The 20337-nt window shown below is 47.2% G+C and carries 21 protein-coding genes; 4 read left to right on the forward strand and 17 right to left on the reverse strand.

What is annotated here, in order from left to right; translation table 11 throughout:
• Positions 1-140: 140 nt before the first annotated feature.
• Complete coding sequence (speD, locus tag C7R93_RS19550) at positions 141-950, reverse strand: adenosylmethionine decarboxylase (protein ID WP_106840415.1); 810 nt, start codon at positions 948-950, stop codon at positions 141-143.
• Positions 951-1153: 203 nt separating this feature from the next.
• Between speD and C7R93_RS19555 the strand changes: the two genes are divergently transcribed.
• A complete protein-coding gene (locus C7R93_RS19555; RefSeq protein ID WP_106840380.1) occupies positions 1154-1507 on the forward strand; it encodes a DUF805 domain-containing protein in 354 nt (117 codons plus the stop codon).
• Positions 1508-1608: 101 nt separating this feature from the next.
• Here C7R93_RS19555 and C7R93_RS19560 read toward each other — a convergent pair whose 3' ends face one another.
• From C7R93_RS19560 to C7R93_RS19610, 11 genes are all read right to left on the reverse strand, one after another.
• A complete protein-coding gene (locus C7R93_RS19560) occupies positions 1609-2481 on the reverse strand; it encodes a sugar phosphate isomerase/epimerase family protein (RefSeq protein WP_106840381.1) in 873 nt (290 codons plus the stop codon).
• A 45-nt stretch (positions 2482-2526) separates the two neighbouring features.
• The gene (locus tag C7R93_RS19565; protein ID WP_106840382.1) at positions 2527-3522 is read right to left on the reverse strand and encodes a Gfo/Idh/MocA family protein; all 996 of its coding nucleotides are present in this window, start codon (positions 3520-3522) and stop codon (positions 2527-2529) included.
• Positions 3519-4424, reverse strand: coding sequence for a Gfo/Idh/MocA family protein (locus C7R93_RS19570; protein ID WP_106840383.1), 906 nt, complete (start codon positions 4422-4424; stop codon positions 3519-3521). Before C7R93_RS19570 ends, C7R93_RS19565 begins: the two co-directional genes overlap by 4 nt.
• Complete coding sequence (locus C7R93_RS19575) at positions 4418-5659, reverse strand: ROK family transcriptional regulator (protein ID WP_106840416.1); 1242 nt, start codon at positions 5657-5659, stop codon at positions 4418-4420. The genes C7R93_RS19570 and C7R93_RS19575 overlap by 7 nt, the downstream gene beginning before the upstream one ends.
• Positions 5660-5681: 22 nt before the next feature.
• Positions 5682-6644, reverse strand: a complete 963-nt coding sequence (locus C7R93_RS19580) for an ABC transporter ATP-binding protein (protein WP_208637835.1) — start codon at positions 6642-6644, stop codon at positions 5682-5684.
• Positions 6637-7629, reverse strand: coding sequence for an ABC transporter ATP-binding protein (locus C7R93_RS19585; protein ID WP_106840385.1), 993 nt, complete (start codon positions 7627-7629; stop codon positions 6637-6639). Before C7R93_RS19585 ends, C7R93_RS19580 begins: the two co-directional genes overlap by 8 nt.
• A gap of 18 nt (positions 7630-7647) precedes the next feature.
• Complete coding sequence (locus C7R93_RS19590) at positions 7648-8538, reverse strand: ABC transporter permease subunit (protein WP_106840386.1); 891 nt, start codon at positions 8536-8538, stop codon at positions 7648-7650.
• Between the two features lie 19 nt (positions 8539-8557).
• Entirely contained in the window at positions 8558-9481 is a 924-nt protein-coding gene (gene nikB, locus C7R93_RS19595) for a nickel ABC transporter permease (RefSeq protein ID WP_106840387.1), read from the reverse strand.
• Positions 9482-9548: 67 nt separating this feature from the next.
• On the reverse strand, positions 9549-11135 hold the full coding sequence (locus tag C7R93_RS19600) for a glutathione ABC transporter substrate-binding protein (RefSeq protein ID WP_106840388.1): 1587 nt from the start codon (positions 11133-11135) through the stop codon (positions 9549-9551).
• A gap of 71 nt (positions 11136-11206) precedes the next feature.
• Positions 11207-12271, reverse strand: a complete 1065-nt coding sequence (locus C7R93_RS19605) for a Gfo/Idh/MocA family protein (protein WP_106840389.1) — start codon at positions 12269-12271, stop codon at positions 11207-11209.
• A gap of 79 nt (positions 12272-12350) precedes the next feature.
• Complete coding sequence (locus tag C7R93_RS19610; protein ID WP_106840390.1) at positions 12351-13325, reverse strand: ROK family protein; 975 nt, start codon at positions 13323-13325, stop codon at positions 12351-12353.
• Between the two features lie 349 nt (positions 13326-13674).
• Between C7R93_RS19610 and C7R93_RS19615 the strand changes: the two genes are divergently transcribed.
• The 3 genes from C7R93_RS19615 to C7R93_RS19625 all read left to right on the forward strand — a co-directional run bounded on the left by C7R93_RS19615 (position 13675) and on the right by C7R93_RS19625 (position 15467).
• The gene (locus C7R93_RS19615) at positions 13675-14442 is read left to right on the forward strand and encodes a matrixin family metalloprotease (protein ID WP_106840391.1); all 768 of its coding nucleotides are present in this window, start codon (positions 13675-13677) and stop codon (positions 14440-14442) included.
• 213 nt (positions 14443-14655) lie between these two features.
• Positions 14656-15180: a GNAT family N-acetyltransferase gene (locus C7R93_RS19620; RefSeq protein WP_106840392.1), complete on the forward strand. Its 525-nt coding sequence runs from the start codon at positions 14656-14658 to the stop codon at positions 15178-15180.
• Positions 15181-15275: 95 nt separating this feature from the next.
• Positions 15276-15467, forward strand: a complete 192-nt coding sequence (locus C7R93_RS19625; protein ID WP_106840393.1) for a hypothetical protein — start codon at positions 15276-15278, stop codon at positions 15465-15467.
• 59 nt (positions 15468-15526) lie between these two features.
• Here the strand turns inward: C7R93_RS19625 and C7R93_RS19630 are convergent, their stop codons facing one another.
• The 5 genes from C7R93_RS19630 to C7R93_RS19655 form a co-directional block, all read right to left on the reverse strand.
• Positions 15527-16744, reverse strand: a complete 1218-nt coding sequence (locus tag C7R93_RS19630) for a CynX/NimT family MFS transporter (RefSeq protein WP_106840394.1) — start codon at positions 16742-16744, stop codon at positions 15527-15529.
• 234 nt (positions 16745-16978) lie between these two features.
• Complete coding sequence (locus tag C7R93_RS19635; protein ID WP_106840395.1) at positions 16979-17548, reverse strand: helix-turn-helix domain-containing protein; 570 nt, start codon at positions 17546-17548, stop codon at positions 16979-16981.
• 446 nt (positions 17549-17994) lie between these two features.
• Positions 17995-18462: a hypothetical protein gene (locus tag C7R93_RS19645; protein WP_167402482.1), complete on the reverse strand. Its 468-nt coding sequence runs from the start codon at positions 18460-18462 to the stop codon at positions 17995-17997.
• Between the two features lie 85 nt (positions 18463-18547).
• A complete protein-coding gene (locus tag C7R93_RS19650) occupies positions 18548-19147 on the reverse strand; it encodes a response regulator transcription factor (RefSeq protein ID WP_106840397.1) in 600 nt (199 codons plus the stop codon).
• Positions 19144-20286 carry a sensor histidine kinase gene (locus tag C7R93_RS19655; protein WP_106840398.1) on the reverse strand — a complete coding sequence of 381 codons (1143 nt, stop codon included), beginning with the start codon at positions 20284-20286 and terminating at the stop codon, positions 19144-19146. Before C7R93_RS19655 ends, C7R93_RS19650 begins: the two co-directional genes overlap by 4 nt.
• Positions 20287-20337: the final 51 nt, after the last annotated feature.

Consider the following 20337-nt stretch of genomic DNA (forward strand, 5'->3'; position numbering starts at 1 on the left):
CAGGGGTCAGTGCATTCATTCCGGAGCGGACAGTCATTCCCCCCTTGTGGGGCGTAGGCCGAAGCGTAGACTGGAAATGCGCTTCTTTCCCCCACTTCAGCTACGAAAAAAAGCCTCCCCAATCAGAGAAGGCTTCCTCGTTAATTCACAATATTTTTCCCATAGTAAATCTCGTCCATCTCTATTTGCAGTTGCTCTGTAATATCCGCCTGCTCCTCCGGTGTCAGCTTGTCCTTTGTGTATCCAAACAAATAATTGTTCAGATCAAATTGCCTGCGCTTGCATTTGGTATGAAAAATATTATCTTGGTACACATTTACATCAATCATGTGGAACAATTCCTTAATTTCCTCGGGAATATAATTTTGGATTGAACTGATGTCGTGATCGATAAACAGCTTGTATCCATGTATATCCCGGGTAAAACCGCGCACCCTGTAATCAATCGTCATCAAGTCTGTATCAAACGAACGAATTAAATAATTAAGTGCTTTGAGCGGAGAAATCTCGCCACAGGTCGAGACGTCGATATCGGCTCGGAACGTACTTATGCCCTCCGTTGGATGGTACTCAGGGTATGTATGCACCGTAATATGGCTCTTGTCCAATTGCAGCACCACATTTTCAGGCAAAGGTCCGGGGGATTCCTCATATGATTCAGTAGGGACCTCTACGACTGGCCCCTCGGATACAAGAAAAGTGACGCTCGCACCTTGTGGTACATAATCTTGTTGGGCGACATTCAGTACGTGTGCGCCGATAATATTCGACACGTTTTTCAGGATATTCGTCAACCGCTCGGCATTGTATTGTTCATCTATGTATTCGATATACGCTTCCCGTTCCGCTTTTGTTTTCGTGTAGCAGATGTCGTACATGTTGAAGCTGAGTGACTTGGTTAAATTGTTGAAGCCGTGCAGCGTAACGTTTTGTTCTGTTTTTTGTTCCAAGCGCATTTCCCCCTGTGATAGCATCCAAACTCGTTTGCTCTTACTTTTTCCTCCATCTCCTTCATAAATACCCATTACTTTTGTCCCACACAAAAATGATTCATTAGCATTAGGAAAACTTGACAGGATATGGTTCTAATCCCATTGGTTTAGTGATAAAATATCGAAGTGTGTCAAAATTTAGCAGAAAGGGGGAAATTATCATGCATTGGTATACAAGCGTGTTGAAGAAATACGTTGCTTTTGAAGGAAGAGCTAGACGTCAAGAATATTGGATGTTCACTTTGTTCAACATCATCGTGTCTCTGGTAATTGCTCTCGTAGAGTCATTAATTGGTACAGCATCTGTTTTGGGCATAATCTATTCACTTGCAGTATTACTGCCTAGTTTGAGTGTAACTGCTCGCCGATTGCACGATACTGGAAGAAGCGGTTGGTGGATCCTTCTTGCGTTTATTCCTTTAATCGGGGCAATTATTTTGCTCGTATTCTTGTGCCAAGACAGCCAAGGAGACAACCAGTACGGCGCGAACCCAAAAACATCGCAATCATTCTAATGTCTCCATCGCCTCTCCTCATAAGGGAGAGGTTTTTATATTTCGCCTAAAGAAATAACGGCAATTCAGGTCTCCCCAAATGCCGTTTTTCCACTACCGTTTTACGCTTCGTCCCAAAAACGTCGCAAGTTGTCCATCCCAATCTTGGACCCTTCGCGGCAATCTTCCATGCCTTCGAATTCGACCGTGATATAGCCATCATAGCCGGACTGTTTGACCAGCTTGACGACTTCCCGGATGTTGATATCGCCTTGTCCAACTATCGCCCCACGCAGGAAGTTGCCGTTGACGGTTTTGAACCATTTGCCTGCGCCTGGATCATGGTAGGACGGACGGAAGTAAAAATCTTTGAAATGCACGAGCGAAGCGTAAGGCAGATTTTTTTGCACCCCTACCAGCGAAGCCTCGTCTACGCACATGAAGTTTCCGATATCCAGCGTCGTTTTGAAATTCGGACGATTGACCTCATGCAAGACACGCTGCACGCGGTCACTTGCCTGCACAAGCCAGCCGTGATTCTCGATTGTCGTCGTTATTCCGAATTGCGCGGCATAATCAGCGATTCGGCAGCTTCCCTCTACCATCTCAGCCAAATGCTTTTCGAAGTATTCGATTGTCGTCTCCTCTACGGGAACAGTAAAGGCGGACACATCGTGGCGCATATGCTTGATGCCCATGCGGTGCAGCAGATCAACATGTGTTTTTACACGTTCAACTTCTGCTTCAAAGGCTTGCTCGTCGGGCTGAATAAAGTTGGTCGGCATCGAGTAGTTGGACAGCTCAATCCCTACCGCTTTTGCCTTATCCCGAACAGCATCTGCCAATTCGTAGTTATCAACCAGTGTAAAACCGTACGGCACGATTTCCATGTGCTCGCCACCGTTATCCGCGATCCATTGCACGACATCCAGTACATCCATTTCACCAGCTCGAATTGCTGTCAGCAGGCTGTAAGTGCTCAATCCAATTTTCATCAGTTCCACCTCATTTGATTTATTGTATAGAAAGGCTACTGCTCATCATGATGAGAAATGCACCTTGTTGATAGTGACGACTTGCTTGAGACGATGGGATTCATAGGCTGCCTTCACCACTTCGAGCGTCCGCAGTCCATCTTCTCCTGTAATTGACGGAGGTCGGCCTTCCATGACATTTTGCACAAAATCGGCAATCAGCCGCTCATCCATATCCACAGCCCAAGGTAAATGTTGCAGCTTCGAATCGCGGTCATTGTAATAGAGCGCGTGTTGCTTGAACACATCGACGTCCAACGTGCCTTTGGTGCCAATAATCCGCATCGTCACATCTCCCCACGTCGGGAACGTCTTCGGCCGCGACCAGCTCGGATCGATACCGACGATCACGCCAGACTCCATTTCCACGGAAACCATGCCACAATCCTCTACCTCCATCTCGTAAAAGCGTGTGTCCAGCTCGGCGTAGACGTTTTTCACTTCATCTTGGAGCATCCAACGTACGAGGTCCATCAAATGGACGATGTGGTCCGTCGCTGCCCCACCGCCAGACAGCTCTTTTTCAATGAACCAGCCGCCGGGCATTTGTCCGTGGTTCGTGCCATCGATGGCGAGAATGTCTCCGAGAGCACCTGACTGAACAATCTGTTTGACGTTTTCCATCACGGGCGCAAATCGGACAGGATAGGCAACCTGGAGCATGACTCCTTCTTCTTTGCAGACCTGAATCATTTCACGTGCATCCGCAATCTCGGTGGCAATTGGTTTCTCGCACAAAATGTGCTTTTTCGCTCGTGCTGCCGCAATTACGTGCTCCTTGTGCTTGGCATTTTCCGAGCAAATAATGACCGCGTCGATACCAGACTGCAAAAAGACTTGCAGATCTTCGTAAAAATCGAGCTGGTAGGCTGTCGCCATTTCCTCTCCACGACGCGAGTCATCATCCCAGACTGCTATCAACTGCACATCACGGTGCTTTTGCAAATATGTAGCGTAGCTATGTGCATGCATATGGGCAAAGCTGATGATTCCTACCTTCATCCCTCGTCACCTCCGTGGATGAGCTTCACAGGTTGTCCCCTCTTGACCGATTCTCTCGCCGCTGCAACGATATCAAGTGCGGCTAACAGATCACGAGCATGCAGACGTGCCACTTCCTGTTTCTGTACACAGCGAACGAAATGCTCCCGCTGTCGCTGCATCAGGTCCAGCCCTCGGAATGTTACAGAAAGAGATCGCTCTCCCCCACTCCAGCGAATTGGGATGCTTTCCCGGCTATCATGCGTAATCATCCCTTGATCACCGGTAAGCTCAAAGGAAGCATGTTCTGTCCCATCCGCCAAAGACAGCTCTACATGAGCAATTGCCCCGCCTGCCATCCGAAGCATGACCAACGCATAATAGACGATCTGTCCTGACTCATTCATGTGCTTGACCTCTCGCGCCATCACTCGTTCAACCTCGCCAAATGTCCAGCGCAGCCAATCGAATTCCCGCATTCCAAGCTCTTGAAATAGGCATTTCCCTGCATTTTCAGCCGAAGCAGGAGCACCTCTTCGCAAGCGAATGACACCTGCTTTTCCTATGGTGCCATTCTTTATTTGCTCGTGCGCCTGCTCGTATTCTGGAGCAAAACGCAACGTATTTGCATATTGCAGCACTACACCATATTGATCGCACAAACGGATTCCTTCACGCCCTAGAGCAGAACCGTCTGCGCATAAAATATGCTTTCCCGCCTGTGCAGCAAGCGTCACCCATTGGTCAGCGCTTTCTGAAACCGAGCCAATATCCACGATATCCACTTCTGTTCCCTGCAAGATTTCGCCCAAAGAAGACAAGCTGTCAGCCACACCTACAATCTCTGCCTCTTTGATCCGAAACCAAGCCTGCGACTCTTTGACGCTTGTTCCCACTTCCCCTGCGACAACAACCTTTACCATGAACCCGATCTCCCTCTCCCCGTGCTTCCCTCATATAGCGAAAACTGAAATGTATCCTGCAATAAAACCGCGGCAGCTCCTGCGACCTCTACATTTTCACCCAATGAATTCGGCCGAATCTCCAATTCCTCCGTCAGGATTCCGTGCGCGTATTCCCCCACGTAGTCTTTTACTTTGGCGATCAACAGCTCATTTTCGAAGGCGATCTCACCGCCAAGAATGATGACTTCCGGATTGAACAAATGAATCAGATTGACCAGCCCCGAAGCCAAATAAGAAGCGGTTTCCTCCAAAATGCTGACCGCAAGCGGGTCCTGCTCTGCCAAAGCCTGCCGAAACACCACAGGAGTAATCCGGCCAACATCCTGCCCCACCAATTCCGAGATGTGGCTCGACTTTCCTTTTGCAAGCGAGGAGATCAGCTTGGAGTAAATCGCAGGCCAGCTCACGTAATTTTCCAGACAGCCTACATTTCCACAGTCACACCGCACACCTGCCCGATCAATCGTGGTGTGACCGAATTCACCGGCCCCGCCTTTAAAGCCCCTGTAGATTGCACCATTCATCAAAATACTGGCTCCCAGTCCATCCCCAATCGTGACGTACAGCATGTTTTGATAATGACTGAAATCCCCGAGTGTCTTCTCGGCGAGTAAGTACGCATTCGTGTCGTTATCCAGCCAGGTTTTCAACTGGAAGCGCTGCTCGACCATTTCCTTAACAGGGGCATTCTGCAAGCGAAGCTTCGGATTATAGCGAATCACCCCATGGACCGAGTCCACGATGCCTTGCGTGACAATCGAGATTCCCATGCATGTCTCCAGGCTCGCGGCTCCACGCAAAAATTGTTCAATGATGTCCATCAAATAAGCGAGGACACTCTCCCCTTGGTACGGCTTGATCGAGTGAACTTCCTTTCGTTTGACCGCGGCTTCCAGATTCATCTCGGCAATCGTAATCTTCGACCCAGAGATCGAAATACCGATCAGAAAGTGACTGTCAGGGGAGAACTGGACCAAGATCGGTTTTCGTCCGCCATTTGACTCTCCTGTCCCCACCTCACATACGAACGAGTCGCGAATCAACTCACTGACAGCCGAAGTCACGGTAGTAGGACTCAGTTTGTTCCGCTTCGCTATTTCACTCCGGGAAATGGGGCCGTAATGACGGATCGTATCGAATATGATGGAGCGATTCAGTTCCTGGATCAGCTTTAAATCACCCGTCCTACGCATGTAACCATCCCTTTTATTCAAATCATAAATGGCAGGCGACAAAATGATCACGGTCTGCCGCTTCCCGCAATGCTGGCGGTGTCGACTTGCATATGTCCATCACAAACGGACAGCGTGTATGAAACAAACAGCCTGACGGCGGATTCACCGGGCTCGGCACATCTCCCTGCAAAATGATCCTCTCCCGCTTTGCCCGTGGATCAGGAATCGGAACCGAAGATAGCAACGCTTTTGTATACGGATGACGGGGATTGGCAAAAATCATTTCCTTCGGGCCCGATTCTACGAGACTCCCCAAATACATCACGCCGATCTTGTCGCTAATATGCTCCACCACGCTCAAATCATGGGAAATAAACAAATAGGTTAAATGAAATTCTTCCTGCAAATCTTTTAGCAAATTCAAGATTTGCGATTGAATCGACACATCAAGAGCAGAGACTGGCTCATCCGCGACGATCAGCTTCGGCTTCAAAATCAAGGCGCGAGCGATTCCGATGCGCTGCCGTTGCCCTCCACTGAATTCATGGGCAAATTTCTCCGCATGATAGCTGGAGAGCCCAACAACCTCGAGCATTTCAGCGACAATCCGATCGCGCTCTTGAGCAGACAGCTTCGTATGAATGAGAAGAGGCTCTGCTACCACATCGCGAATTTTCATCCGTGGATTCAGGGAGGCGTACGGGTCCTGAAAGACCATCTGTACTTGCTTGCGCACCTCCCGCAGCTTCGTTTCGTTCATTTTGGAGATTTCTTCGCCATTGATCCAAATCTTGCCCTCATCTGGCATCAAAAGTCGTGTGACCAAGCGCCCTGTCGTCGACTTGCCGCAACCACTCTCTCCGACCAGACTGAACGTCTCGCCCTCCTTGATATCGAACGACACGTGATTCACAGCTTTTACGCTTTTTTTGCTGCTCAATAAACCGCTATCAATCGGGAACGTTTTTTTGATACCGTCTACCACGACCAGTGATTTAGACATGACCATCCCTACCTTCCTCTTGATAGAGCCAGCAGCGGCAAAAACGTTCCTCTCCCACAGTCGTAATGACGGGCTCCTTTTCCCAGCAGACAGGCATGACATCCTTGCAACGCGGCGCAAATTTGCAGCCCTTGGGCATATTGTTTGGTGTCGGTACGTTCCCGGGAACCGAATCCAGCCGCGCGCGCTTTTGCCCGATTTTGGGGACAGAACCGATCAGGCCTTTGGTATACGGATGTTTGGGCTCATCGAACAAGTCGTAAACAGATGCTTCCTCCACGACACGCCCTGCGTACATGACCACGACACGGTTGCACATCTCTGCCACGACGCCGAGATCGTGCGTGATCAGCAGCATCGACATATGCTCATCAGCCTGAAGCTGCTTCATCACATCGAGGATTTGCGCTTGAATCGTGACATCGAGCGCAGTAGTTGGCTCATCGGCGATCAACAGGTTGGGATTGCAGGACATCGCCATCGCAATCATGATGCGCTGCCGCATACCGCCGGAGAGCTGATGCGGATACTCCCCCATTATTTCGCTCGGGCGCGGAATGCCCACTTTTGTCAGCATGCTCACTGCTTGCTCTCGCGCCTTTTGGTCTGAGTAGCCGAGATGCAAGCGAATCGCTTCCATCAATTGCTCTCCGATTTTCATCACCGGGTTGAGTGAAGTCATCGGCTCCTGAAAAATCATCGAGATTTCTTTTCCGCGAATACGGCGCATATCACTCTCCGAAATCGAGAGCAAATTCGTACCGTTGTAAACAATCTCGCCATTGGTAATCTCTCCAGTCGTGTCTTTGAACAGGCGCATGATCGACAAGGAGGTCACGCTCTTGCCACAGCCCGATTCACCAACCAGTCCGAGCACTTCGCCTTTTTTTATATGAAAGCTGACATGATCGAGGACGACTGTCTTCTGGTTGTCTCTCGTAAATTGCGTCTGCAGATGCTTTACTTCCATGATGTTCTCACTCATCTGCCCCATCTCCCTCGTTTAGTTCTTCGTTTTCGGGTCCAAAATATCGCGCAAGCCATCCCCAACCAGGTTGAACGCCAGCACGGTCAAAAAGATCGCAATCCCGGGAATGATGACCACATGAGGAGAGGTGGCGAGATAATCACGCCCCATACTGAGCATCGCCCCCCAGTCAGGACTCTCAGGCGCAGCACCCAGACCGAGAAAGCTGAGACTGGATGCAGCCAAAATCGAGGTACCGATCCGCATGGAAAAAAAGACGATCATACTGGAGACGGTCTCTGGAAAGATGTGACGAAAAATAATCCGACTGCTTTTTGCCCCCATGGACCGCGCCGCTTCTACAAACACCGCTTCCTTGGCAGCCAATGTATTGCCGCGAATCAAGCGAGCAAATGATGGAATACTGAACACCGCTACCGCCACGACGACATTCGTCAAGCCCGGGCCGAGAATCGCAACGATCGCGATTGCGAGCAGCAAATCAGGAAAAGCAAACATGACGTCACTCCACCGCATGATGAGCCGATCCATCCAGCCCCCGTAATATCCACTGATCAAACCTAAAATCGTTCCAACCACTGCACCGACCAGAACAGAAGAAAAGCTGACGCCAAGCGAGATTCCCGTCCCTACGATGATGCGGCTCAAAATATCCCGACCGTACTCATCTGTCCCTGCCCAATACTCCATGGAAGGTGTCTGCAACGTCACATCATAGTTTGGCTCGTACGGATCATAAGGCGCGATCCACGGGCCAAACAGCGCGATGACAAACAAGAACAAGATAAAAAATCCAGCCCAGAAAGCTGTCTTTTGCTTTTTCCACTTCTTCCAAAACTCACGCGCGCGCGATTTCTTTTCCGTAGGAACCACTGCGCTATGGCCGATTTCTTTTACTACCTCCATTTACGTCACCTCCTTGCCATTAGCTGTCATAACGGATTTTCGGATTCAGTGCCTTGTACAAGATATCTACCAGCAGATTCACGAGAATGAACTCCAGTGAAAACAACAGGATGACAGCCTGTACAACCGGATAATCGCGGAACGCAATGGAATCGATCAACAGACGCCCCATACCCGGAATGCTAAACACCGTCTCCACGACAACTGATCCGCCCAACAGAAAGCCGAATTGAAGACCAGCGATCGTCACGACTGGAATCATCGAATTTTTCAATGCGTGCTTGCGAACGACTACGGATTCCTTCAGCCCTTTTGCTCGACCTGTTCGGATAAAATCTTCCTTTAAGGTTTCGAGCAGGGAGGAGCGTGTAAAACGAGCGAGCATCGACATGATGCCTGCTCCTAAGGTTAACGAGGGGAGCACGTAGCTCTTCCAGCTCTCAACCCCACCTGTGGGAAACCAGCCCAGCGTGACAGAAAAAATTTGTATGAGAATGAGCCCCAGCCAAAATCCAGGCAAGGAAATACCGGAAATCGCCGTCAGCATCCCTACATAATCCGGCCATTTATTGCGGAAAACAGCAGAGATCGTCCCAATCAGCAGTCCGAGCACCAATGCCCAGCCCAGGCTCATGAATGTCAGCGTCATCGTTACGGAAAAACGGTTTTCAAACATATCGCTAATGGGAAGCCCCGTCTTCAAGGAGTGTCCCAAATTCCCTGTTAGCAGGTTTTGCATGTAGTTGACGTACTGGGTATGCAATGGTTTATCCAAGCCCAGCTCCTGACGCACCCGTTCGATTTCCTCCAACGTCGCTTCTTTTCCCGCCGCCAAGCGGACAGGATCACCCGGAACCAGATGGATAAAAAAGAAAATGAGCAACGACACGACAAAAATAATCGGGATGATCTCGATGAGTCTCTTTACGATATAACGGAACATGGTACGGTTCCTCCTAAAAGGAAAGCAGCGCCCAGCGGCAGACAATGCCCGAACGCTGCTTCAAGTATTATTGGAACGCCGCTTCTCTTACATAGATGCCGCCACTCGGTGTGATATAAACACCGTTCACGTTCGCGCGTTTTCCGTACAAGATTTCATCGACTGCGAGGAAAATCCATGGTGCATCTTTAAACACGTTTTCTTGCACGACGCCATACAGCTGCTTTTGCTTATCTTGGTCTGACGATTGTGTCGCTTCCTTGATGCTTTGATCGACGCGGTCATTTTTGTAGAAAGCCGTGTTCGCTCCTGCTGGCGGGAAGTTCTCGCTGCTGAACAATGAACGCATCGCATTGTCTGGATCAGCAGACGACCAGCTTACGTACCACATGTTCATTTTTGCTTCTTCTGGCGATTTGATGCCGTAGATTTCATCAGACAGCGTCGCTTCTTCCATCGATTTCACTTCAACAGTAATCCCGACTTGCTTCAATTGCTGCTGGATGAATTGCATGCCTTTCATCGTATCTGAGTTCGTATTGCCCCAAATATCGGTTGTGAAGCCGTTCTCGTAGCCTGCTTCTTTCAAAAGCTTTTTTGCCTTTTCGATGTTGTATTCATAGACGCCTTGCTTCGAGTAGTGTGCGATCGTCGGGGACATCACGGATTCCAATTGCGTCCCGTATCCGGCCTTTACCACTTTAATGAACGCATCCTTGTCGACTGCATGGTTGATGGCTTGGCGCACTCGGGGATCATCAAACGGCTTTTTCAGCATATTGATCGAGACATAGCGGGTGATGGTAGAAGGTGTGCGCTCTACCTTTACTCCCTCTGCTCCATTCAGTGTCTCTACCTGCTGCTCCGGCAACGGATAGATGACGTCTGCTTCTCCGGTCTTCAGCATGGCTACACGAGAGCCGTTTTCCGGAACGGGCTTGTAGACGATTTTACCGACCTTGGCAGCGCCCTTGTTCCAGTGATCTGGATTCAGTTCTACCGTCAGATGGTCACCCTGTACCCATTCCACGAATTTGTATGGACCTGTACCGACTGGATTTTTGGTAATGTCTTTCCCGTACTTTTCCAAAGCCGCCGGGCTGATGATTCCAGTCGTGAATTTGTTGATCATCGCAGAAAACGGCTGGTTCAGCGTTACTTTTACCGTGTGCTCGTCGACTACCTCTGTGGACTTGATGTATTTGTAGTTCCGATAAGCTCTCAGGTTATTGTCTTTGTTGCTCATCCGGTCGAAGTTGATTTTGACCCCTTCTGCATTGAATGGTGTGCCATCATGGAACTTAACGTTTTGCCGGAGCTTGAAGGTGTACTCCGTCGCATCTTCATTCACCGAATATTCAGTCGACAAACCCGGCATGAGCTTCAAATCCTTGTCGTAAATCAGAAGCCCTTCAAACATGGCGCTTTGGACACCTGATGACAGTGCATCCCCTGTATTTTGCGGGTCCATCGTGATGAAGTTCTCGTTTACGGCGATCACCATCTGATCTTTTTGCGGCGCTCCTGTTGTTGTCCCCCCATTGGAAGCGGCCGGAGTTCCATTGCCACTACCACCGCCACTGGAACATCCGAAAAGTAAAGCCACTGAAAAAAGTAAGACGGATGCTGTTCGCAAAAACGATGCTTTTTTCATTTCTTTTCCCCCTTGTCTTCATCTGCTTTATGGGTGATATCTGGATGTCCATGGATTGGTCTTGCTAACCGTTATCGGGTGAACACAATTTCTCGTCCGGTCGTGGCCGATTCGTAAATGCCGCACAGAATCTTCATCATCTCTACACCGTCCTGCACGGGGCTGAGCGTTTCTTTTTCACCCAAAATGCTTGCGATGAAGTGATCGATCTCGTTTTGGAAGCCTCGCTTGAAATCAAACGATAATTTATCCATTTGCGGGCTGACGTTCAGGATGGTGTCATGCTTTTCCGCAATGATGGACAGCTCTGGCTCCACCTCGGCGCCTCCCTTGTCTCCGTACAGCTTGACGGTCAGCTCGTCTTTTTTCGCATGCAGCGTATAGCTCACATCCACGAAAAGGGACGCTCCGTTTTCAAAGCGAATGAGTGCATTGGCCATATCCTCTACCGTGTTTTTGGAAGGGTCGTAGTCAGCTGCTTTGTAAAAGGAAAGATTTTTGACGTTGGCGCGATTGCCCAGCTTGTTGTATGTATTGCCGCTAACAGTCGTTACTTTTGGGCAGCCCATCAAGTACCAGCACAGATCAATGACATGCACACCGAGATCGATCAGCGGACCACCGCCCGATCTGTCCTTGTCGGCGAACCAACCACCCGGATTGCCCAATCGGCGCAGACAGGATGCCTTCGCGTAATAAATCTCTCCCAGCTCTCCCGCATCGATGAACTGTTTGAGCAATTGCGCATTCGTGTCGTACCTTCTCACAAAGCCCACCTGAAGCAGCTTCCCACTCTTTTTCACAGCCTCTTCAATTTGGAGAGCGCTTTCAATTGTTGTACTTAAAGGCTTTTCCAAAAGCACGTGCTTTCCGGCTTCAAGAGCAGCGATGGCAATTTCTGCGTGTGTATTGTTCCACGTACAAATGCTGACAGCGTCTACCTGTTCATCTGCGAAAACATCTTCAAGCTTGCTGTAGTAAGTCCGGGCACCGTACTTCTCTGCTTTTTCCTTTGCCCTCTCCTCGTTGAAGTCGACGACAGCGCGAATTTCTGTACGCTCGTTTTGTTGGTACGATTGCAAGTGCATGTCTGAAATAGACCCTGCACCAATCACCGCAACCCTCAATTTTGCCATGATTTTTTCTTCCTCCTTGGTTCTCGTTTGTTAATTAATTTTTTCAGTGGAGTAATTAATAAGATGATACAAAATTGTTTTAATTTTTGCAATATGGATTTTTGAATATTCCCCCTGCCGCTCCCATCACACCTGCCTCCACCCCTATATGACTTGTGACCACCCGCACTTCATTCACCAATCCAGGGATGCATCTCTCTCTCATGCTCGTTTCGATTTCCGGGAGCAATAAGGCGGATGCGTTCATAACCCCACCACCAAAGACGATTACCTCTGGATTAAACAAATAGATCAGATTGGCTGCTCCTATGCCTAAGTAAAACCCAGCTTGCTTTACGATTTGCGCGAAAAATGGATCGCCTGCAAGAGCAGCTTCACTGATCACCTTTGCTGTCAGCTCTCCATTTTCAACAAGGGTTCGATTGGTAACGGGCTCCTTCGCGGTTGTCAGTATGTGACGGGCGGCGTTTTCGATGGCAGTGCCAGAAGCGTAATTTTCCAGGCATCCGCGATTTCCACAACGGCATGACGGTCCGTTCCAATCGATCGAGATATGACCGAATTCTCCCGCACTCCCATCTCTACCTGAAACCAACCGCCCGTCACTGATGATTCCTGCCCCTACCCCTGTGCTGACCGTGACGTAAATCATATTTCGTGTACCGACACCCGCGCCCCATAGCCACTCCGCAATTGCCGCTGCATTCGCATCATTGAACAGTTGAACAGGCAATCCGAACCTTTGCCCAATCAACGTGCCAATCGGTACATTTCGCCACCCCAAATTGCTCGCAAAAACGACTTCACCGCTATCGCTGTTAATCACACCCGCTGAAGCGATTCCTACACCGCGTACTTTTTCAGGATGGATGCCGCTTGCTGACAGGACATCGTGCGTGGCGGACAGCACCCTTTCGATCACTGCCTTCTCTCCCTCTTCCGCGTGCGTAGGCAGTTGCTTTTGTGCGATCAATCGGCCTGTCTGATCCACCAGACCAGCCAAGATTTTGGTCCCGCCCAAATCCAGTCCAATCGCATATTCCTCTTTTGACATGCTCGTCTCTCCTTCGTTTACTGTAACTGCTTTACGTTAATTTCTCCAATGGCTTTATAAATTCAACTAACTTTATTTGTAGCACAACCCTTCCTCTTCGTCCAGATTATTCTGTAAATTTACCTCGCGATTTTTGGGCGTTCATGCCCTCTCCTCCATTACTCCTTTTTGATCACCATTTCCAGAAATTTTCAGTAAAAAACTACTATTGAAATGGCAAGGAAAAACCAGATTTGTAGGGAGAAGGGTTCTATTATTGTAAATATTTTGTAATTGACTTGAAAATATTGGGACCCTATTTTACCATTAGACAAACATTTTTAATCTCGTTTGGAAAGGAGCCCCACTGATGTTAGAAAGAATTTTACGTACACTCCTACTATTCACGCTTACTCTAGTTACTCTCGTAAATGGATACTTTGTCACTCCGACAAGCGCACAGGATCAATCCGAATATAAAGTAGATTTTAGCGGTGTATCCGCTCCGATCCCTGTCAATATCCGTACCGGACCATCTACTTCTGCCGCAATCATCGACAGGCTTTCTCCTAATACCCGAGTACAATTTTCTGGTTGGACCCGAGGTACCTCGCTCACTGATTATTGGACAAGCGCCTCAGATAATAGATGGTTCTTCTACGAGAAAAACGGCGTGAAATACTATGTCGCCTCTGCTTTTATTAATGGAAATCCACCTGAAATCGATCAAAATAACCCCTTCGTTTCGTACCAAGTAACCATTACCACAAACATTCCTGCTCTTAGACAGGCCTATGAAAAAGCGATACGCAATTGGAATAACACAGGCATTGTTTTATTAACACCATCACAAAACGCTCCCATTACCTTAGGTGAAGGTTATGCGAGAGGCTATGATGGATTTGGCTGGTGGCAATCGAATGGCTCGAGAGTTACCGGTGGCACTGTCATCCAATGGAACAGAGTAAGCAACAGAAACGCCGCTTATTTAGAAGCCTTGGCTACTCATGAGATTGGACATGTCATACGCCTAAATCACAGGTCCGATTACTCGATCATGAATAATTCCTGGCTAACAAGAATCACCGGTCCCACACAAAACGACATCAATGAGCTTAGGAACATCTATAGTCGATAACTTCATTGCCGCAATTTTCCCATCCGTTACAAGCTTTATACGATAAAGCTTTGTCCAACAAAAAAGACGATACTAGGCAATCTTTTGGCTGTCGAGAATATCGACGGCCTTTTGTGATGAACAGCCCAACTCTTGGTAATAGACGCCTTTCCTTCTCATTCATCAACGTATACTATTAGAAATATTCCTTACAATTCCCCAAAGGAGGATCCCATGAATACTCAAATCCTCAGTGCACGCCTGACTCTCACGAAAGTGGCCTTACACGATTGGGAGCTGATCCGTTCCATCTATTCCAACCCGACACTGATGGAGCATATCGGAGCGACCATGAGCGAAGAGGACATCCGCCGTAACTTTGAGAAAGAACTCGCTCCGTGGAGCCTCGACTCCACCCACTGGCTCACCTGGATCATCCGTGAAACCGACTCTGGTAACGACGTTGGCTTGATTAGCATCTGCACCCGTAACCGAGAACATCTCACTGCTGAAGTGGGCTTCATCATTCTGGAGGGATCCAAAGGCAAGGGCTATGCTACAGAAGCAATCAGACGCGTATTTGATTTCGCTGTGGATACTTTTGGATTCAATAAATTTACGGCCGTTTGTTCTGAAGAGCATGCAGCTTCAAGACGCGTTTTGGAGAAGGCTGGAATGAAGCTGGATAAAATCATGCCCGAAAGCACTGAAATTGCGGGTAAGATGGTGAATGACTGTTTTTATTCGTTGGAGAGTTAGTTTTTGGATATATTTTCCTTATGAAGATTGGGCTTCCATCACGGAATCCCCCTGTAGGTTTATGCTATAATACTTCTTAACTGGAGGTGTGCAGCATGAATTCTTCGAACAACAATCAAGCCTTTAACAGCGCAATGAGTCACTTGCAAAATATCGAAGGACTCCCGAGCAAATCCGCCGATTTACATAGCATGCCAGCACCTGTAAGATGGTTTGCTTACATTGCTTTTGGAGGTATGGCTATCGGTGGAATCATTGCTTTCATCCTGGCCTTGATGAACAATTAACGGTCTGTACTCTGTACAGGCTTTTTTTATTCAATTTGTAGGAATGAACAGATGTTTTACTATTTGGGTGATCCAATATAACGATTTCTAGCTGCACCTAGACCAAATATAAAGAGCAAGGCTGACGCGCAAACCAAAATGAGAAGTGGAATCGTCCAGCTACCAGTTACATCATGCAGATATCCGAAAAGAGTCGGGCCTATTGCAGCAAGTAGGTATCCAACTGATTGAGCCATACCGGACAGCTCTGCAGCCTGTTGTGCATTCTCTGTACGTAAGCCAAAAAACATCATGGCTAAGCTAAATGCAAAACCTCCCCCAATTCCTAGTACGATGATCCACAAAACGATTAAATTCGGGCTTCCGTAAAGTAACCCAAGAGTTCCAATGAAAAGCAAAATCGTCGTAATCGTAACTAATGAACGTTGACTGGACATACGTCCTGCAATAATCGGAACGACAAAAGTAAATGGAAGCAAAGCTAACTGCATAATAGAAAGTAACCAACCAGATTGATCTGAGCTTATGCCTTGTTGTTTCAAGATTTCAGGTAGCCATGTGATAAGTACGTAAAAAATCATAGATTGGAGTCCCATAAATAAAGTTACTTGCCATGCTAGTGCAGAACGCCATAAATTCACGTTGCTATCAGCCGTTTGCTTATGAAGAGGGTCTGTTTCCCCACGGCGGCGTTTCATTTGAGGTAACCAAAAGAATACGGATACGAAACTAAGAATACCCCAAATTCCCAGTGCACCTTGCCATCCAAGTCCTAATCCAACTGCAATGGGAACACTAATACCAGAGGCTATCGCTCCTAATAAATTCATAGATATGGAATATACACCCGTCATTAAACCAATTCTTCTGGGAAACTCCCGTTTAATAAGACTAGGCAACAATACATTAGAGACAGAAATTGCCAATCCAAGAACAACAGTACCGATATATAAAGTAGCGATTCCTGACAGGGAACGCAAAATAACCCCAAAAGTAAGAAGAATAATGGAGATGAGAATCATTACTTCTACTCCAAACTTTCGTCCTAATTTAGGAACAATAGGAGAAAAAAGTGCAAAAGCTAATAGAGGTAACGTGGTAATCATACCTGCCAGCGTATTCGAAATGTGAACATCGTCCCTAATAAGACCAACTAGAGGCCCCACCGACGTTAAAGGAGCCCGTAAATTAGTTGCAATAAATATGATACCTACAATCATCACCCAAACTGCTGATCTAGTAACATTTGGATTTGATTTTATATCTTGAGTGCTCATAATTATCCCTCCTCGTTTTTTAAATTTGATACAGAAGTTCATTCAAACCCAAAACATTATAAGTATATTATAATATACTTTTTGCCCAACAAATATCACTATAATATAACTAGCAACAATTGTCCAATAGCTATCATCGTTTATAAATCACAACAAGAAATAACCCTTTATCAACCATTCAGTCGATAAAGGGTCATAGTCATCGTAGTCTATGAGAATACAGGGGATAGATTTTTAGACCCCGTATTTCAAAATAATATGGATCACAACAACATCGTCGGATTGATTTATATATGAATGCATGCCATCTGCACAAAAACTAATCGAATCATATTGATTCAAGGTGTATGACTCATTATTAACATTGATAGAAAGGGTTCCTGACATTACTGTCGCAATTTCCGTTGTATTGTGATGATGCTTCTCTGGATAGTATGAGCTATTCGGTTGTAAATAAGCTCTATACGTTTCAATTTCATTACTTACGTTTTGAAAGATTGGCTCAATTACCCAATCTTTATTATCCCCAGCAATTCTGAGTCCCTTCCCAGCCCGGGACAGATTCACACTGTTTTCGGTTGAGAATAAAGCCAAGAGTGGTATAGATAAGCATTTCGAAATCTTCCACAACACCCCGATTGTTGGATTAGTTTCTCCACGTTCAATATTTCCAAGTGTCAGTTTGCTCACACCCGATAATTCTGATAAATCTTCAAGGCTCAAATGTTTCTCTTTACGAAGTTTTTTTAATACCCCACCAACCTGTAAAACAACTTGTTTTGGATCATCGGTTTCTAGATTCACTTTAAGCCTCCCTTTGCAATATGGATGGAAACTATAAAAAAAATTTGCTATTAGCATTTTATTTACTATAGTGGATGAAATCATACTAAATATACCAGATCATCAATCATTAAGGGTTGCATCCAACAAAATTCAAGATGAAAGCTACACTCACATTGTTTAGGAAAGGAGACTTCCTAAATGAGCTTCGAACTAGTAATAAACCTCTTTTGCATCGGAATTCTACCTGTCATTACTGCACCGATCCTACTCTGTTATGCATTTTACCGTGATAAGCAGCGGTTGTTTCGGATTTGGCTTTTCCTGATGCTTGCATCCCTCATCTTCACGGCCTTCTTTAGTTATTTTTGTTGGGATACGATTACCTACCTCTTCGAGATCATTTCAGCTGGACTTAATCATTGATTTACCATGAAAAACTTTTGAGTACATACCAACGAGTACCTCTATTCCCTTATCAACTTTCTAATTTGAGAGTCATACTCCTCTGGTTGAAACGTCATACTTGGTACTTTTTCAAGCCACTCTACTTTTGTCCCTATATTTTCAAAACTGTTAATCAAATCTTCCCTCGTGCATTGGTCGATACCCATTCGCTCCCACTTAATAATGCCCTCAAATCTTACAACTTCAACGATAATTAATGTGCACCACAAGTCACAATCGTCGGGACACATCAATATGGGAAGCATTTCTCTCTGCTTGAATGAAAGATATCGGCTTCGCACAAAAGCCTTCTCTCTTGGTTCATCTATCCAGTCTAGAATAGTCGGAATCAATCCGTCCAAATGATGGTTGGGGTAAAGAGAATGAACGATAACATCAAGTGGGACCTCATCAATCAAGACACACTCATGTTCACTATCGCAGTATTTACTTGTCATCTTCTTCACTTCTATTTTATTCAGTGCCAACTGAGTAACCCTCCATCCACGGCTCCGCCGAAATACAATAAAACCCTTCCTGCCAAAACAGAAAGGGCCTCCTCCAGCTGGTCTACTACTTAAACCAGCCTTTTTCCTTGGAATGCATAATCGCTTCAATTCGATTGCTCACACCGAGTTTATCTAAAATGACGGAGATGTAATTCCGCACAGTCCCTGTCGTAATGTACAGCTGGCTGGCAATCTCCTTGGTGTTCTTCCCGTCTGCGATCAAGACCAGGACTTCCTTTTCCCGCTCCGTCAGCGGATTCTCCTGCCCGTATGCTTCATCAACCAACTCAGGGGCGTATATCCGTCTGCCCGCCATAATGCTGCGAATTGAGCTGGCCAACTCTTCACTCGGACTGTCCTTGAGCAAGTAGCCGTTTGCGCCTGCCTTCAGAGCTCTTTCGAAGTAACCTGGGCGAGCAAAGGTTGTCAGAATCATCACCTTGCAGCCGCTGCCTTTCAATTCCTCAGCAGCGTCTAATCCGCTTTTGACCGGCATTTCGATATCCATGATACAAATGTCGGGTTGATGCTGATGCACGAGTTTGACGGCATCCTCACCATTACTGGCTTTCCCGACGACCTGCATATCCTCTTCCAAATCCAGCAGGGAAGCAAGGGCGCCCAAGAGCATCCGCTGATCCTCTGCAATGACAATGCGAATCATCCTCCCGCCTCCTGTTCCGGTTGTTTGAAGACGTTGGGTACCCGAATCACTAGCTGTGTTCCAGCCTCCGAGGACTGGATTTCCATGCTTCCGTTGACGAATTCCAGCCGTTCCTTCATCCCACGCAAACCATTGCCTCGGTAGACCAATTCCTCCGCCATCCCGATCCCATTATCCGTTACGCTTACGACGAGATCGGTACGGGTGGGTTCGATGACGATGGAGCAGGCAGCGGCATTGCTATGCTTCACAATATTGTTGACGGCTTCTTTCAGGCACATGCACAACACGTTTTCCGTCATCAGCGAAGTGTTGGTCAGATTCGTGTCGCCTTCCAGCATGAATTCAATTTCGGCCGCCTTGAAAATTTGCTTGATCCGAAACATCTCATCCTCTAGCCGCGTCCCACGCATTTGCGTGACCATTTCCCGTACTTCTTTCAAAGCGATTCGCGCGGTTTGCCTGATTTCCTCTATCTCCCTTCTCGCCAGAGCAGGGTTCTTGCTGATCAACTTGTTGGCCAAATCGCTTTTCAACCCAATCAAGGAGAGCTTCTGCCCCAATGTATCGTGCAAGTCGCGGGCAATTCGCTGACGTTCCTCGAGCTTGACCAGCTCCGATATTCGCTTGTTCGCATGCTCCAGCTCTCCCTGTAGCTTCTCTCGCTTATTCCAGTTGTACGTGGTCACGGGCAAGAGAATGACTGCAATCATGCTTACCAAAACGAACGGAAGCTGGCCAATCAATTGAGTGTTTTTGGTGAAAAAGCCGATGTTAACCGATATGGTGGTGCTAATCAAATGTATCGTGTACAACGTAGCAAAACCGATCTTATTCTGGATATTCCCGATAAAAAACGCCAGGAAGAGCGAGAAATACACATAGCCGAACATCAAGGTCATGGCGACGGATATGATGATCTGCACACTCGTCCAAAAGTAAATCAGCCAGCCCTTTGACAAGAAAGAGAATACATAACATACGAAAAACAGAATGATCATGATGATTCCGATCACCGCTTCGTACGTCGAAGAGGACCGGAAGATGAAATAGAATGGCAGGATGTAGAAGACAACCCACACATAAGGGCTCAAGCCCGTATTTTTTTGAAGGATGTGATACCACTTCTGTTTTTGCATGCTTGCCCACCTTTTCTTCGCCACTCTCTCAAGTGTATCGGAATTCAAAGG

Source organism: Brevibacillus fortis, assembly GCF_003013395.1.
Taxonomy (GTDB): domain Bacteria; phylum Bacillota; class Bacilli; order Brevibacillales; family Brevibacillaceae; genus Brevibacillus; species Brevibacillus fortis.